At 44.2% G+C, this 14,297-nt stretch carries 15 protein-coding genes and 2 pseudogenes; 8 read left to right on the forward strand and 9 right to left on the reverse strand.

Features of this window, described 5'->3' with window-relative positions; all coding sequences use genetic code 11:
- The 3 genes from V7L29_RS03625 to V7L29_RS03635 all read left to right on the forward strand — a co-directional run.
- Positions 1-520, forward strand: a 520-nt coding sequence (locus tag V7L29_RS03625) for a hypothetical protein (RefSeq protein WP_334734566.1), incomplete at its 5' end; no start/stop codon positions are given.
- A 14-nt stretch (positions 521-534) separates the two neighbouring features.
- Positions 535-882 (forward strand): hypothetical protein, encoded by a 348-nt coding sequence (locus V7L29_RS03630; protein WP_334734567.1) that lies wholly within the window; start codon positions 535-537, stop codon positions 880-882.
- On the forward strand, positions 876-1,580 hold the full coding sequence (locus tag V7L29_RS03635; protein WP_334734568.1) for a hypothetical protein: 705 nt from the start codon (positions 876-878) through the stop codon (positions 1,578-1,580). Before V7L29_RS03630 ends, V7L29_RS03635 begins: the two co-directional genes overlap by 7 nt.
- Before the next feature lie 255 nt (positions 1,581-1,835).
- On the opposite strand, the pseudogene V7L29_RS03640 reads toward V7L29_RS03635, so the two are convergent.
- Positions 1,836-2,061 (reverse strand): annotated as a pseudogene (locus tag V7L29_RS03640) (transposase); the annotation flags it as partial.
- Positions 2,062-2,223: 162 nt separating this feature from the next.
- Positions 2,224-3,855 carry an alkaline phosphatase D family protein gene (locus tag V7L29_RS03645; protein ID WP_334734569.1) on the reverse strand — a complete coding sequence of 544 codons (1,632 nt, stop codon included), beginning with the start codon at positions 3,853-3,855 and terminating at the stop codon, positions 2,224-2,226.
- Positions 3,856-4,067: 212 nt separating this feature from the next.
- Between V7L29_RS03645 and V7L29_RS03650 the strand changes: the two are divergent.
- Positions 4,068-4,217: pseudogene (locus V7L29_RS03650) on the forward strand (IS4 family transposase); the annotation flags it as partial.
- Between the two features lie 17 nt (positions 4,218-4,234).
- Positions 4,235-4,426: a hypothetical protein gene (locus tag V7L29_RS03655; protein WP_334734570.1), complete on the forward strand. Its 192-nt coding sequence runs from the start codon at positions 4,235-4,237 to the stop codon at positions 4,424-4,426.
- 105 nt (positions 4,427-4,531) lie between these two features.
- Here the strand turns inward: V7L29_RS03655 and V7L29_RS03660 are convergent, their stop codons facing one another.
- From V7L29_RS03660 to V7L29_RS03680, 5 genes are all read right to left on the reverse strand, one after another.
- Entirely contained in the window at positions 4,532-6,007 is a 1,476-nt protein-coding gene (locus V7L29_RS03660; RefSeq protein ID WP_334734571.1) for a hypothetical protein, read from the reverse strand.
- Positions 6,008-6,018: 11 nt separating this feature from the next.
- On the reverse strand, positions 6,019-6,600 hold the full coding sequence (locus tag V7L29_RS03665; protein WP_334734572.1) for a hypothetical protein: 582 nt from the start codon (positions 6,598-6,600) through the stop codon (positions 6,019-6,021).
- Positions 6,601-6,671: 71 nt separating this feature from the next.
- The gene (locus V7L29_RS03670; RefSeq protein ID WP_334691382.1) at positions 6,672-6,923 is read right to left on the reverse strand and encodes a hypothetical protein; all 252 of its coding nucleotides are present in this window, start codon (positions 6,921-6,923) and stop codon (positions 6,672-6,674) included.
- A complete protein-coding gene (locus tag V7L29_RS03675) occupies positions 6,910-7,488 on the reverse strand; it encodes a hypothetical protein (RefSeq protein WP_334734573.1) in 579 nt (192 codons plus the stop codon). The genes V7L29_RS03670 and V7L29_RS03675 overlap by 14 nt, the downstream gene beginning before the upstream one ends.
- Before the next feature lie 100 nt (positions 7,489-7,588).
- Positions 7,589-7,849 (reverse strand): hypothetical protein, encoded by a 261-nt coding sequence (locus tag V7L29_RS03680; protein WP_334734574.1) that lies wholly within the window; start codon positions 7,847-7,849, stop codon positions 7,589-7,591.
- Positions 7,850-7,866: 17 nt separating this feature from the next.
- Here V7L29_RS03680 and V7L29_RS03685 point away from each other — a divergent pair, with 17 nt between their 5' ends.
- On the forward strand, positions 7,867-8,259 hold the full coding sequence (locus V7L29_RS03685) for a hypothetical protein (RefSeq protein ID WP_334691385.1): 393 nt from the start codon (positions 7,867-7,869) through the stop codon (positions 8,257-8,259).
- A 128-nt stretch (positions 8,260-8,387) separates the two neighbouring features.
- Here the strand turns inward: V7L29_RS03685 and V7L29_RS03690 are convergent, their stop codons facing one another.
- Both V7L29_RS03690 and V7L29_RS03695 read right to left on the reverse strand, forming a co-directional pair.
- Positions 8,388-9,992, reverse strand: a complete 1,605-nt coding sequence (locus V7L29_RS03690) for a bifunctional pantoate--beta-alanine ligase/(d)CMP kinase (RefSeq protein ID WP_334734575.1) — start codon at positions 9,990-9,992, stop codon at positions 8,388-8,390.
- 185 nt (positions 9,993-10,177) lie between these two features.
- Positions 10,178-11,284, reverse strand: a complete 1,107-nt coding sequence (locus V7L29_RS03695) for a septal ring lytic transglycosylase RlpA family protein (protein ID WP_334691387.1) — start codon at positions 11,282-11,284, stop codon at positions 10,178-10,180.
- 897 nt (positions 11,285-12,181) lie between these two features.
- Here V7L29_RS03695 and glsA point away from each other — a divergent pair.
- Complete coding sequence (gene glsA, locus V7L29_RS03700; protein WP_334734576.1) at positions 12,182-13,165, forward strand: glutaminase A; 984 nt, start codon at positions 12,182-12,184, stop codon at positions 13,163-13,165.
- 494 nt (positions 13,166-13,659) lie between these two features.
- Complete coding sequence (locus V7L29_RS03705) at positions 13,660-13,980, forward strand: hypothetical protein (RefSeq protein ID WP_334734577.1); 321 nt, start codon at positions 13,660-13,662, stop codon at positions 13,978-13,980.
- Positions 13,981-14,297: the final 317 nt, after the last annotated feature.

The following is a 14,297-nucleotide window of genomic DNA, read 5'->3' on the forward strand; positions in this document are numbered from 1 at the left end:
TATGCAGTGGAAGTATAGCCCCCGATTTATTCGCGAGTATCCATCGCGAATATATTTTCACTTTCACTCTCTTCTTGCAAAATTGGGATGCTCCCAATATCTGGAGGATTACCCGACCGTTAGAAACAAGCCGATTACCCGTCATCCGCTTACACAGTTTCAATGCTGGATAGTAGGAAAAATCGCCTGGCACTTGCGGTTATTTTCGGTGGAAGAACTCTCATACTTCCTCTCTGAAAACTATGAATTCGCCGCCAAATTCAGCGCCATATTCCTGACGCACCATATCCGCAGCCTTCGGCAGATTCAGGAGACCCACAAAATCATCCTGGGCAAGTTTGAACAGCAAGTTTACACCGATACGGCGGATACTTTCGCCCGCATGACCCGCAACGTGCAATCCTCTCTAAATGATATGGAACGCCTGACCCATCCTCAAACCACCGAGGACGAACAGCTTTACAACGACTATCTGCAACTGGTGGATGAATTCCTCGCTCCGTCCGCTGCCAACAGCTAAAGGCAGAAGCCCCCATGTTCAGCCACTTAAAGACCATCAACGAACTCGCCTTTTATGCAGGACTCTCCTGCCTGCTGGCTTTTTTCACCCGCCTTTATCCAGTGTTCTTCTTCCCGTCCTTAATGCTGCGCGCCTGCGTGCTGATCTACTGCCTCTACAGCATATTTACCATCCCCTACCGCAAACCCGTGATAGATATCATTTGCATTGCCTGCCTGCTTGGCTGGTTGGGCGGCTATTGGGATCTGATAGAGGTGTATTTACGTTTCAACGCAGCGGAATTCATCAAGAACATGATGCTTATCGCACTGGTTCCGATTATCCTGTTCAGCTTCTATCTTGGTAATCACAGATCATGGTAAGCCTTGCGCCCAAAACCCATAGCGCGCTGTTTCTTGCGCTCGCCACAGGCGCGGGCGCATTGCTCTTCATCGGCTTTGCCTATCCCCTGCAAAGCATGGAAGTGTTGCAGCAGCCGGAATATAACCGCTTACGGCAACGCGCCGATAAAATATTCGTGATCACCGATTCCGATATCGCACCGCCTTATGATTTGAACCGGCAGAAAGCGTTCAGGGTCTTGCAGATTCACCAGGATTATAAGTACCAGAAAATAGCCCTGTTAGTTACTAGCCTGATGTTGAGCAGCATCGCCATGCTCATGGCGGACAGTGCTGTCCTCTACCAAAGAATTGACCAGGAAATACGGCGCAGAGTATTAGAAGGCGAAGATGAAACGCCGCTGCCAAAGCCACTGCCAAAGCTTGCGGATAAAGCCCAGATTTTTTCCCAGATGAGGCAGCGGTGGCAGACATTATCCGAAGCGCAAAAGCAACAGTTCAGAGCCGAGGTGAAAGCCTTATCGGAGATGGTGGAAAGCGATGACACCATCGTCCCTATGGAAAAACACGACATTACCGATAGATTCATCACCGCCAGTTACCAGTTGGAGCAAGGGGAAGCGTTGGATAAGGTGGTTGCAAACCTGTGGAATGTAGAACCAGGGAGTCGCCAGCATGGCTACATCAAGCAGGAATTAACCCAGTGGTTAAACCAGTAGCAGCGAGTAGCTGCTACTGGGCATAGATTTACCTCCCGTAAGACACTTCAGCCGTTGAAATGCACATTACGTACCCTGCGGGAACGCCAAGGGCGAACGCAATGACAAAATATGTTTTTACACATTTGGGATGCTCCCAATAGTATTGTTGTTGGGGGTCTCATTGCCGACCCCCAAACCCCCGCTAGGATGTTTACAAAAGGTAATTTTAAGAATATGAATAACGAGCGGTACAGGCTGGGAAGCCGATGACCGTTGTTGAATGCGTCCACCTTTGTGGAATGTGGCATTATCCATCACCACAACCTGTCCGGGTTCAAGGGTCGGAAGCAAACAAGTCTCTTTCCCTCGTTTCAAACACTGTTCGATTACACGCTCCTTCAACAGTAAAAGGAGCTATCAAGTTTTGGTTACACAGTGCGGCAATCATGTTTACCCAACCTTCATGCCGTCCTGATTTGAGTGCATGGAAGCGCTGCCCTTAGTCTAAACTTCAGTTATAAATATTTAGGTAGAACCTTCGTATACGACTTTTGAATTAACAGATGCGATGCTACTTTTAAGAAGAAAGTAGCGGTGCTATGTAGAAGATGTAGCTTGCATCAACACTTAACTCTTTAACTGGAATCTTGGATATTTACCCTCATTTATTGAGTTGATACGCAGGCGTCACGTCTTCAATTAACACCTGATCGCGGGGCACTCGGAAAACTTTGAGGGTTGAGAGTGTTCCCCCTACTTTTGTAATATCGCTGACTGCCTTTAATGTACAAGTCAAAGCTTTTGATGTCACTTCAACCAAATTGTATCCGTGGGTTGCGGAGTTAAAATATTGGATATGTGCATTACTAGCTGTAAGCACTTGAGTAATCACGTTGATTGGTGCTAGGGGAACTCCCAAAGAGCTAGGACCAGTTTCCTCAGCAAAATTGGAGGATGTGGTTGAGCCAACTACAAACTCTACCCCTATCGGTACATCAAGTGGGTCATCAAAATTCACTTTTTGATACCCAGTAACAAATGAGTGGAGGTCACCAGTGATTGTCACAAAGTTTTTAATTCCAGCCTTTTTGAAAGTTTGAAACAGTAGAGCGCGTTCAGCAGGAAAGCCATCCCACTGATCTAACGCCACGAACAAATCCGGGGTCGGTTTTCCCAGGAATTGTGTTGCGAATGCTGACAATACCTTGAATTGCATGGTCATCACTTCATTACCCCAAATCTTCCAGATACAGGAAGATTTGCAAATTTGATTAATGAACCACTCACGTTGTCTGGAACCTAGCATAGTTCGGTTTGGATTGCTTCGGCTGGGACAGTCTGGGGTGATATATCGCTTTGCTGTGAGATAATGCTGCTGTTGCGCTTTAAGGTTGTCGCAGGGAGGCCCATTGCGATAAAGGCGCTCGTCCGTCATTACTAGTTCTAGTAAGTTGCCAAATTTAAATGTGCGATAGATTTGCAAAGAAGCCAGCGGATTCTTATTACTCAGGAAAGGAATACTGGTTGGGGTGTATTCTGCCCATGCTTGATTTGCTAACTGACGAAGCTCTGGTTTAAGAAATGGAACTTGGTCAGGAGCATTCACCTCAAAGCAATCGTTGGCAAACTCGTGATCATCCCAAATGGTGATAAAGGCAAAGCGCTCCCGTAGCTTTTGCAAATCTGAATCTCCATTGCAAGTCTGATAAAGGAATCGATAATCTTCAAGCGTGGTAGCAGCAGGTTGACCACTAGGTAGCCGGAGGGGACGAATGCCATTCTGAAAACTTGTGTCTCCCACTGTTTCATAGATGTAATCACCCAAAAATACAACAAAATCTATCTCTTCTTCTGCAAGGAAGCGATAAGCGTTGTAGTAGCCGTTAGTGTAGTCCTGACAGTTAATGTATGCAAAGCGAACTTGGTTGACCTCTGATTCACAAGCAGGCAGTGTCTTGAAGCGACCGGTTCTGCTGGCTGTTCCTTTATAGATAAATCGATAGTAATAGGTGGTAGCAGGTTGGAGCTGCCAGGAATTCAGGCGAACTTTGAGGGTGTAGTCCTTAAACGCATCTGTTTGTGCGACACCACGCAAGACGAATGTGCTAAATTTAGAATCTGTGGAAATCTCAAAGGCAGCTTGAACCAGACCAGGTTGAGGTGGAACAACACGAGTCCACAGAGTAATCCCGCGCGGTTGCGGATCTCCAGACGCTACACTCTGCGGAAAAATGGGTGTGGTAGCATTGGCAGATTCTATAGCAAACAATTCTTGGACTAGATCTTTGGTCATTCCTGCTATCTTGGGGAGTTTCTCACCCACCCAGATAACAACGCCTGTTGCCAGTGAGTACTTCAGAAATCTTCGCCTATCCATTTGCTTACTTAATTAGGTATAGTCAGTGTATAACAGTAGCTTCAGCTAAATATATATGGGCAGTATCCATATTATTACTAAATGATTGTCATTTTATACCAAGAACCACCACTACTCTCATTTTTTGCAATGGTGTCAAATTACAAGTCTGAGCTACTTGGTTATTTTATGGTGTTTTAGTTGATTTGGGTGATGCTGTTGCCGATGAATTATCTTTACCTTTTGACCGCATTTCTTTGGAAATGATTTATCGAGGTTTATATCATTTCAGCGTTGCTTAAATGTTGCTTAAATATTGACCCCTGGACGAGTCGCTCAGGCTATGGGAGGAGTTTTAGCGTTGATTGGTACTCCTACCCGTCCACCCAAACCTCGTGGAAAGTCTCTAGGCTGGACTCTAGGAAAAAATCGCCTACGCAAAAACCGCTATCCAATCGTCAAAAAAACAGCAACAGCACCTCGTAAAGAACCATCTGTTGCAGTTTAATATCAAAGATTGTTCATACTTTCGGTTAGTCTCTGATTAACTCAGCCCTGCTGGGTAGTTTCGCATCGCGAACTAGTCTAAACTCCAGTAAAGTAATCTAAAATTCTATCGGCTTGCCGTTAAAATGCTTGTAGATTCTATGCGGGTTAAACCACTCAGGAATTCCCCTTCATGCTCTAACAATTCATTACCTGCATCATCAAACAACCCCCGCACCACCTTCACCCTTGCTAGGGGGGTTTTGCCATTGGCGGAGAATTTCTGTATCAGGATGGTTCCAGATTCCCGCTGCTCTTTGGTTCCTTCAGGATAGCTGCTATTCGTATCGTTATGCGTTACCCCAATAACATACGATTGCGCTTTCCTGGTATCTTTTAAATGCCGTCGGTAAAACCTCTCTGACGGCTCGCCCACTTCCGATTTGAGCGCCGTATATTCATCCACAATTATCTGTTCGGGTGCAATATCTGTCTTTTCTTCCCGTTCATTCTTTCCCTCAATTCTGAGCTTCCAGTTAGCAACAATAGAATCAAATAGATTGCCCATTGCATCAATATCTGACGTGACGGTTTGCGCGTCCAGATACTTCCAAATCTGCCCGTTTACCCCCCTGGCATGTTCATCAATAAGATAACGCACAGGGATGGCAAGGCAGTATTTACGGATTAAAGCAAAGCTACATGCTGTCCATGTTTTGGATGACCCCTGCCGTCCAATCAGCCAAAGCGGGGTCTGGTTATCTATGATCCTCCAGAGCCAGCCTCCCTCATGGGATTTAAGGGCATCCACCATTTTGATTACCAGCACTTTATCCGTAACCCCTTCAGCGTCGCGTGTTTCGCTGCTAGTAGTGCTTTGCAGCTTCGTCATCTCCTTTTCTGCTTTCGTTCTATCCAATTGGTTCTGGGCGATCGCTTTTTGCGCCTCCGATTGCTGAAGGTTAAGGTTCAAAAGGTGCGTTTTGAATTCCTCCTCCTGGAATAACGCCTGCTTCACCTGGCGGTTCTGGATCGCTTCACGGCTGATTAATCCCGCTACTTCCTCCTTGATATCCCAGGTCTGGTTATCCATCTCGCGGTTATACTGACGACTCCGGTTGCCATTATTGGCAGTGAGAATAACATCATTTTCTATCTGTTTAATTTTGCCAAAAACATTTCTGGAAAAAGCGTCATAATGCTTCTTCTGGTAGCCATATCCCGTCCCAACCAGCACGATAGAAAGTAAGTAAAAACCAACATCCTGCCCTTTTTCTGCATTCACTACCGTTTTAGTCACCAAGGCTGAAGGACTGACCGATAAATCAATAGCGGATTGCTTCTCCTCCCAGTAACTCTTCAGCATGACATGACCCTGGCGGCAATAGGTCTGATAAAGATAGCCTTGCGCTTTATCCTGCGGAGTAAAATCCTTCTCCTTGATGTCCCGCCCCTGCCGCTTCATCGCTGCGATCGCTTCTGACGTGTTGGAGGTTTCGGGGCAGAAACGGACATTGACCATATCAAAAGGCTGGGGCTTAAACTTTGGATAAGCCCCAGCTATCAAGCCGCTACCCATCAGCAGCAAAGGCAAAAGCTTCATGGTTTAAGACATTAATCCCTGTTTTTTACCGCTTGCGAACCCATTAACACCAGAAACGTAATGCCCGCGCCGACCGCAACGGCAATGAGTTGGCTGTTGTTTTTAATAAATGGCGCGTGGAATTCCTCAATCTTGCTGGATAAGGCGTTATACGCGTCATTGGACGCTTTCACCAGACCTAGATAATCCCCCACGGTGGAATAGGCGAATACCGCGCAGCCAATCAGGGAAAATACAACCTTCAGCAACTTATTCATGGAATGTACTTTCAGCCCTTCACTATACTGAATATCATCGGACGTGAAAAAATCACGGTTATCCGCCATAAAGCAAACAAACAGCATCACAAAGCAGAAATACACGCCGATTCCCCCGCCGCAGAGTAAAAGCACCCGTGATACCGCATAAATACTGGCTTTGAGGGTGATGCTCTCCGCCACCTCCTTCACTGCCTTCGTTTTCGCCAAATCGTGGAGTAATTCGCCCTTCAAACGCTCCACTTCCTGCAATTCGGTAGGTGTCAGGGAAGCGTCTTCTTTTAATGGGTAATTAGCAGTATTACCCCCCCGTGTTTCCCCTTCCTCTGAAAACATGATGCGGTATTTCCTAATACTAAAATGTAGAAGGAATAAGATATAGGCTTATCCCCTTTGACCTGTTTTTTCTAATTAAATATTCCCCTCACTTCCTGCCAGAATCTCTTTATGGGATTAGTAATATAGTGTTTCTCAGGGATAAGAGAAGTATTGCTTTCTGAGCCATGCTGAAGCCAGTGCAGCATTCTTTGTTTGGAGAGTTCCCTATCGGCTTGTAATTGCTTCAGGTAAGGAGCATTACTGATAGATTCCTGTGCGGCTATGGCATCCACTTCCCGCACGTGGGCATCCACCCAGGCTTTAAGCTCAATTACATCCATCGCTTAATTGCTGGCTAATAGTATAGTTTTTTACTGCAACACGTTCCGTCACCCGCTCCAGCATGGAACTCACCTGGCTTGCTTCCTGTGAATGCTGGTAATCTATATAGGCAATCAGCGCATTTTCTATCTCTGCAAGCGTTTGAGAAAAACTATTCCCGCTCGCGTCAATCTGGCTGGCAATCCCATCAATCTGGCTCTGTGCAAGCGGTATGCCCATTGCCCCCGCCTTCAAACCCACCATGCCTCTGATTTCAGGGTTTACGGTCAGAGCGTTTTCCTGGGCGGCAGCGTCTGAAAGGGTCAGACAATCTTCTAAAAGCCCAGAGATACTATCTTCCTGTGCAATGTTATCAATACCCCTTGGATCATTATCAGTAGCAGCAAGCGCATTTTCCCTCTCCTCTGCTTCACTTAAAAAATAGTATTTTACCGCTTCTATTTGCTCGCTATTGGGGTTATTTACATCCATATTCTGCTGCTCCATATATTCCTTAATTTGCTTTCTGGGAATATTCACTTTGCGCTGCAAAGAGGATTGAATTCTCTTGATATAGTCCGTCATGGCTTATCTTATCGCTCGTCGTAAAGGGTTCCTGCACTGTTATTTTTCACGCGGATTGAAGGGGGAGCATCCGAAATGTGCAAAAATAAAGAAAGGAAAATTATTCGCGATGAATACTCGCGAATAAATCGCTCTTTTCACCCTCTTTTTGCAAAATTGGGATGCTCCCCAAAAATATGTCTTTCCCCTGATGAAAAGTTGAAGAACCATCAGCATAAAAATTGAGACAGCCGCTTCCTAATATATCTTTAGCAGAATTAACATATCTTGCTGTATATGAATAATAAAGTCTTATTGATTTTTCATTTACCACTAAATTTATATCATCTGTAATAGCGTTAAAATATTGCCCTCTTGACAAAGCACAAAAAGAAACAAATGAAACACTTTACCCTGTTTACTTTTCTGTATCTAGTAGCGGGAGTTTGCTTAATGGCGATCGCACTTGGGCATCCTGACATCACTCCAAACCATAAAATAACCCTGCTAATTAATGGTGGACTGTTATACCTTGTCGCTGTCCTTAGTACCTTTCGATTTTGGCGACAACGCTTAATACACCACCAAGAGAGACTGCGCGATAAACCTGCTTGGGATCGGAATTTTTTCATGATCCCACTTTTACTCATCATTGGATTTACGCTTTTTACAGCGATCCCTGACTTGGTGAATCACAACTGGGCAATAGAGGTGATCGCCAGAGTATCTGTCGCGCCACTGGTCATCCTGGCAAGTACAGAACAACTCTTAATTAGAAGCCAAAATCGGTAATAATCATGATTACAGGTATTTTCTTTATTAGTGACCAGAAGAGTACAACAAAAGTGGGAGACAAGGTGACAGTAGCAGAGATTGATTAAATGGTTGTTCCCTTGTCTCCTTGCTCTCTTCGATGACTACTACTCAGATAGACGTTGCTCGTAGTAGTTAACTATTTGTGCCGTGACTTCAGACACGTCCAAGCCATCGGTTTGAATTTCAATCGCATCCGCTGCTTTTTGTAAAGGAGAAACTTTGCGTGTACTATCTTTCCAGTCACGTTCGGCAATATCCCGTTCTAGCTGCTCTAAACTGACTTCGGGTTGACCTTGTTTGTTAAAGTCTTGCTGGCGACGACGGGCGCGTTCACTCACAGAAGCGGTTAAGAAAATTTTCACTTCGGCATCGGGGAACACATGAGTACCAATGTCCCGACCTTCAGCGACTAAACCACCTCTTTTACCCCAGTTTTGCTGTTGTTTAACCAGCGCTTGACGGACAGCGCTTTGTGCAGCGATCGCCGATACTTGAGATGTTACCTCAATCGTGCGAATTGCCTGGGTAACATCAGTACCGTTAATCCAAACCCGCACCGGAGATTGTAAATCCTGGGTGGGAGTCAGTTCAATTTTATACTGGTTAGCTAATTCGGCGATCGCACACTCATCATCAATAGCAATCCCCTTTTCTAGTACTAACCAAGTGACAGCACGGTACATTGCTCCTGAATCTAAATAGACTAAATTCAGGCTTGCTGCCACTTGACGCGCCACTGTAGATTTTCCAGCACCAGCTGGGCCATCAATGGCGATGATGGGTTGGCGATCGCGCAATATCGTATTGTCAATCAAACGTGTAGAACCAAGACGAGCTGCGATCGCCAACATTCCTTCCTCCTGAACTTTTTCTAAAGACATCAACGTAGTCGGTTCAACCAATTCAATATATTCCACTAAAACCGTGCTGACCATTGCCACTTCTTGCTGTACCACTGCTATCAACTTGTTGCTATTGCGTTCCCCAGCACGAAACGCAGCTTCAGCTTGTCGCAAGCCACGATATAACACCGCTACCTGTTCTTTTGCCGTTGCAGTCAAATATTGATTACGAGAACTGATGGCAAGACCCGACGCTTCCCGCACTGTTGGACAACCAACAATCTCCACCGGCAAATTTAAGTCAGCTACTAAGCGTTTAATAATTGCCAGTTGCTGACCATCCTTTTGACCAAAGTAGGCACGGTCAGGCTGTACCAAGTTAAAAAGTTTGGTCACAATCGTAGCGACACCCTGAAAGTGACCTTGCCGAGAACGACCACACAAGCCAGTTATCATAGCAGATGGGGGGATAACTTGTGTAACCTTTGATTCTTGTATACTCTTCTGAGGAACTGCCATTTCTTCCGGAGTCGGCGCAAAAATTGCATCTACCCCAACTTGTTCGCAAAGTTGTTGGTCTTGCTCTAAAGTGCGGGGGTAGCGTTGATAATCCTCGTTGGGAGCAAATTGCAGGGGATTGATGAAAATACTAACAATCACCGTAGAATTTTCTTGCCGCGCCCGTTGGATCAAGCTTAAATGACCTTGATGTAAATTCCCCATCGTTGGCACCAGACCGACAGCCGTCTGATACCACCCAGTCATCTCATCTAATCTCAGATCCTCAGTAACTCCAATCAGCTGGTTTTCTGAGCAGCGTTTAGTTAAATAGCAGCGTAAAGCTGCGACTGTTGTTAGCAGGCGCACAAAAATACCCCTAGTTCTTATCGATCCCTCCCCCGTTAGTTTATATCTGAAATAGAGGGAAGAGATGATTGAACTAGGGATTGGGTATTGGGTATTGGGGATTGAGTATTAGGGATTGGGCACTGGGCATTGAGAAAGCTTTTCCCTACTCCCCAGTTCCCAGTCCCTAGTCCCCAGTCTCTAGTTTATTTCTCTAAGACTTCAATATGCACTGGTGCCACGCCACTACCGATCATTCCCAAAATTCGAGCTGCGCCAGCTGACAGGTCTATGACTCGACCCCGAACGAATGGGCCTCGGTCATTAATCCGCACTACCACACAACGACCATTGCGGGTGTTAGTTACACGGACTTGCGTACCAAAGGGTAAACTACGATGGGCGGCAGTCATTTCTTCTGGATTGAACCTTTGACCGCTAGCAGTTCGATTACCAGAACCGTCATAGCCGTAATAGGAAGCCATGCCTCCGAAAGAGATTCGCACTGGGCCGACGGCAATCTCTTTTGGCAATTTGGGTATTGATACTGGTAAACGCACTGGTAAATTCGCAATTTCTTTTAAGGGAGATGCATTGCCTAGTAGCCTCCGTAGGCGATTGGTTGCTTGCAATGCATCTTCCGCCAGATTGTTGGTAGTACCTGCTAATCGCGTATCTTCGTTGATTTCGACCAATTCTTCGTCATTAATTTTGATTACATAGCGATCGCCATTTTGCTGGACAGGGACGCTTTTGTTTTGCGCTTGATTAGCAACTGTAGATTCACCCCCTGCTTTCCAACTTACGGTAATCTTACTCCCATCCACATTTTCCCGGTTCAACTGGTTGATCTTAGCTGCTATTACACCAGCTATCTCAACCGGGTCATTGTCAACAGAGCTAATCTGGTTACCCACCCCCGTTACGTTCCCAATACTCACTGCCTTTGGTGAATTGCTAGTAAGAAGGGCGTACGATTGTACGCCCTCTGTATCTCCAATTGCACCAACTTTTTTAGTTTCTAGACTCGTATCTGCTACAGAACTCAAAAAGGTGAGAACGGGAATATTTTTGATAAAAAGGGTTGCCGCCTTACGTCCCCCAATGTTGTGAGGATGAATTTCTGTAATCACAGCATCCAAGGTTTGTTTCCCTGCTGTTGATTGGAACTCTCCTACCTTCACCACATCAGTGGCAGGTGATTTTTGGGAAGCTAGCGCATTTCCCTTGGTGGTTTGAGTGCAACCGACTGTGGGTAAACCCAAAACAGTCACAAACAGGGTGACAATAGTCCAGAAATGTCTTTGATTCATGCGTCCGTTTTTTAAGCGACTGTAGAAATTAAGTTTTATGATTTCCGGGATTTTTCACTTTCGGAAAGTGACTTCCCTCCGGAAAAACTCGAACTCGTTCCGTTTTCACTTTTTCTTTATAACTGCAACAGACTAGCATGAACCTTTTGGCTTGGGGATCAGGGTTTTAGCGTAATTCTTGGCAACTTTCTCAAATTCCGATTTCAATTTCAAGGGTCAAAGCTTTCCCAAATGAGGACTTTGGCTATGTAACGCTTTTTAATCTAAGTCAAAAATTTCTTAAAAAAACGTTAACCTTATTGCACGCCAAAGTGACGATACCCTATTCACATCGGTTCTAAAGGTTCGCAACTAGGCGTGTATTCTAGATAACATCTATTTTGGCTATTTGCTCTCAGAAGATAATATAACTTTAATTAAATGGCATCGGCACAAATACTCAAAAGAACTTATTTAATGAAATATTTAGATTTACCTATGAATAAGTCGTCATCCGCATTACATCTGAAATAATTATCCAAATCAGTTTGAGTTTAATATCTTTTTTGAAAGTTTTTTCTCCCTACGTTAATCATGACTTTGATTCCCCATGACTAGACTAAAAATAGTGATATATGTAACCTCATGTAACTGTATTACTGAGTATAAAAAAAAGGACGATACTCAACCTAATATTTATCCGGATTAATGATGAAAAAATTAATAAATCTTCGCGATCGCTTGAATAAAAATTTTTAGTCGTATTAAAAAGTACAAGAGCTATTTTGCCCTAAGTAGTTGGTCAAGTATGATTTTTGAGAGCAAGCCGTCTTTTCAAAAATCTTTGCGGCTGTAGAGATGTACATCTGCACCCATACTATATATATAGTAGGTATTTCGGGAAATGTTATCGGCCTGATGACAGAGCAAGCACATCAAGGAGATTTAGAAATAGAGCCATCGCCATTATTAGCTGTTCTCAACCAGTTGCATTCCCAGTACAAGTCACTGCAAGAAGGTGCAGTGGCGAAATACATTCCGGAACTGGCAAAGGCAAACCCGGACTTGTTCAGCATTTGCATTGTGACAGTAGATGGTCAGGTTTACAAAGTTGGGGACTATGAGCAACTCTTTACCATTCAATCAATTTCCAAAGTATTCGCTTATGGACTTGCCTTAGAAGATCATGGACTGGATTATGTTTTGACTAGAGTTGGCGTGGAACCGACGGGGGATGCATTCAATGCGATTATTTTAGATGAGCAATCGAAGCGACCTTATAATCCAATGGTAAATGCTGGAGCGATCGCCACCACCAGTTTAATCAAAGGTTTCGGGCCAACCGAACGCCTCAACCGAATGCTGGATATGTTTCGGGGATATATTGGCCGCGACGTGTTCGTTGACATTTCAGTTTTTACCTCAGAACGGAGTACAGGGCATCGCAACCGTGCAATGGCGCATCTGATGCTCAACTTTGGCATGATTGACCGGAATATTGAAGAAGCTTTGGATCTTTATTTCCAGCAGTGTGCTGTGATGGTGAATTGCCAAGACTTAGCGGTGATGGCGGCTACCCTTGCTAACAGAGGTATTAACCCGATCACCAAAGAACGGGCGGTAGATAAGCATTACATCAAAGATATTCTGAGTGTTATGTATACCTGTGGAATGTACAACTTTGCAGGTGAGTGGGCTTATAAAATTGGGATTCCGGCGAAAAGCGGTATTAGTGGTGGGATTATCGCCGTTGTACCCAAGAAGATGGGCATTGGAGTTTTTTCGCCACTGCTGGATGTGCGTGGTAACAGTGTGCGGGGGGTAAAGGTGTGTGAAGAACTTTCTCAACGGTTAAGTTTACATCTATTTGATTGTTCAGGTGAAGAGGCAAAATTTGATTGAAGGAGGCAGGAGGGCAGGGGGCTAATTGAAGCCATGTATTAGTGTTTGCAGATATTTTATGGAAGCAGCTTCGGCTTGAGAGTGGATAATTAACTCTGGCATTGTTAATGTAGCGCCAAGCTGGCAGTAAAAGTGAATGGTATAGTTGAAGCGATCGCGGCAGTCAAAGGGATTAGTTTAAACGCCAATTTTATCTATCTTTAGATAGTTAGCCAGGTTTTCAGTAGCATATAAAATACCTTTGGAATATCCTCTAAAAAGAGGATGTTTTAAAAGGGTCTTTTGCTTTCAGAGTTAGCACAGTAAAGTATCTCAGTACATGGCTAAAACCTTGATTTATCTTCAAAGTTAATCCAAGTGGGAACAGCAAAATTATACCTTCTGGGACTTTTAAAACATCCTCTTATACTAGTGAATTCTTCACTAACTGTTATAGATAGGCGAGACAGCTTCTATTTTATAGTTCTTTTAAGGCAATAGCCGGAATTAAGATTATGCGTGAAGTTTCAAAGCAGACTGTAGAGACAACATACAAACATGCTCAACAATCAATTGAGTCTACCAAAGATATACAACAGTTGAGTAAGAGTTTAGAAACAAATGACCAAATCGAGGAGGAACAAAAAGAACGTATAGAAGCCCATGCAGAAACCATGCAGAAGCACGCGCAGAAATTTCAAGAGTTGGCGCACAGACTAATAGAAGATCCTTCAATAGATGTGTTTTCAGAAGCAGTAGAGCAGCATATAAAGGTAAATGAAGCCTATATCAAAGCAAATAAGGAATTTCAAAAAAAGATACAGCCGCCAGCTTAAATGAGATATAGCAATCCGAATTGAAACGTAACTCATCCCCCGGCTTCAAGCCGGGGGATTTCGAGTCATTAGTCATTAGTTATTAGTCATTAGTAATTTTATTTAATTTCTCGTGTTCAGTAATACTAATGACTAATGACCAAGACGACAAGGCGATAATTTCCCCCATCCCTAAAAGGAATGGGCTTCCTTGTTGTCTTTCGGTGAGAAAATACAGAGATTAAAAGTACGTATTTATAAGCTTTTCAGCGATTTTATGTCATAAATGATTTAGGATTGCTATATTAATTGGATATTAAATTTATCTGCTAGATAAT

Source organism: Nostoc sp. (assembly GCF_036916575.1).
Classification (GTDB): Bacteria; Cyanobacteriota; Cyanobacteriia; order Cyanobacteriales; family Nostocaceae; genus Nostoc.

Excerpts from the sequence above, each read along its gene's own strand:
- V7L29_RS03630 (WP_334734567.1), top strand. The coding sequence starts at position 535 with ATGTTCAGCCACTTAAAGACCATCAACGAACTCGCCTTTTATGCAGGA.
- V7L29_RS03635 (WP_334734568.1), top strand. The coding sequence starts at position 876 with ATGGTAAGCCTTGCGCCCAAAACCCATAGCGCGCTGTTTCTTGCGCTC.
- V7L29_RS03645 (WP_334734569.1), bottom strand. The coding sequence starts at position 3,855 with ATGACCAAAGATCTAGTCCAAGAATTGTTTGCTATAGAATCTGCCAAT.
- V7L29_RS03660 (WP_334734571.1), bottom strand. The coding sequence starts at position 6,007 with ATGAAGCTTTTGCCTTTGCTGCTGATGGGTAGCGGCTTGATAGCTGGG.
- V7L29_RS03665 (WP_334734572.1), bottom strand. The coding sequence starts at position 6,600 with ATGTTTTCAGAGGAAGGGGAAACACGGGGGGGTAATACTGCTAATTAC.
- V7L29_RS03670 (WP_334691382.1), bottom strand. The coding sequence starts at position 6,923 with ATGGATGTAATTGAGCTTAAAGCCTGGGTGGATGCCCACGTGCGGGAA.
- V7L29_RS03675 (WP_334734573.1), bottom strand. The coding sequence starts at position 7,488 with ATGACGGACTATATCAAGAGAATTCAATCCTCTTTGCAGCGCAAAGTG.
- V7L29_RS03685 (WP_334691385.1), top strand. The coding sequence starts at position 7,867 with ATGAAACACTTTACCCTGTTTACTTTTCTGTATCTAGTAGCGGGAGTT.
- V7L29_RS03695 (WP_334691387.1), bottom strand. The coding sequence starts at position 11,284 with ATGAATCAAAGACATTTCTGGACTATTGTCACCCTGTTTGTGACTGTT.
- glsA (WP_334734576.1), top strand. The coding sequence starts at position 12,182 with ATGACAGAGCAAGCACATCAAGGAGATTTAGAAATAGAGCCATCGCCA.
- V7L29_RS03705 (WP_334734577.1), top strand. The coding sequence starts at position 13,660 with ATGCGTGAAGTTTCAAAGCAGACTGTAGAGACAACATACAAACATGCT.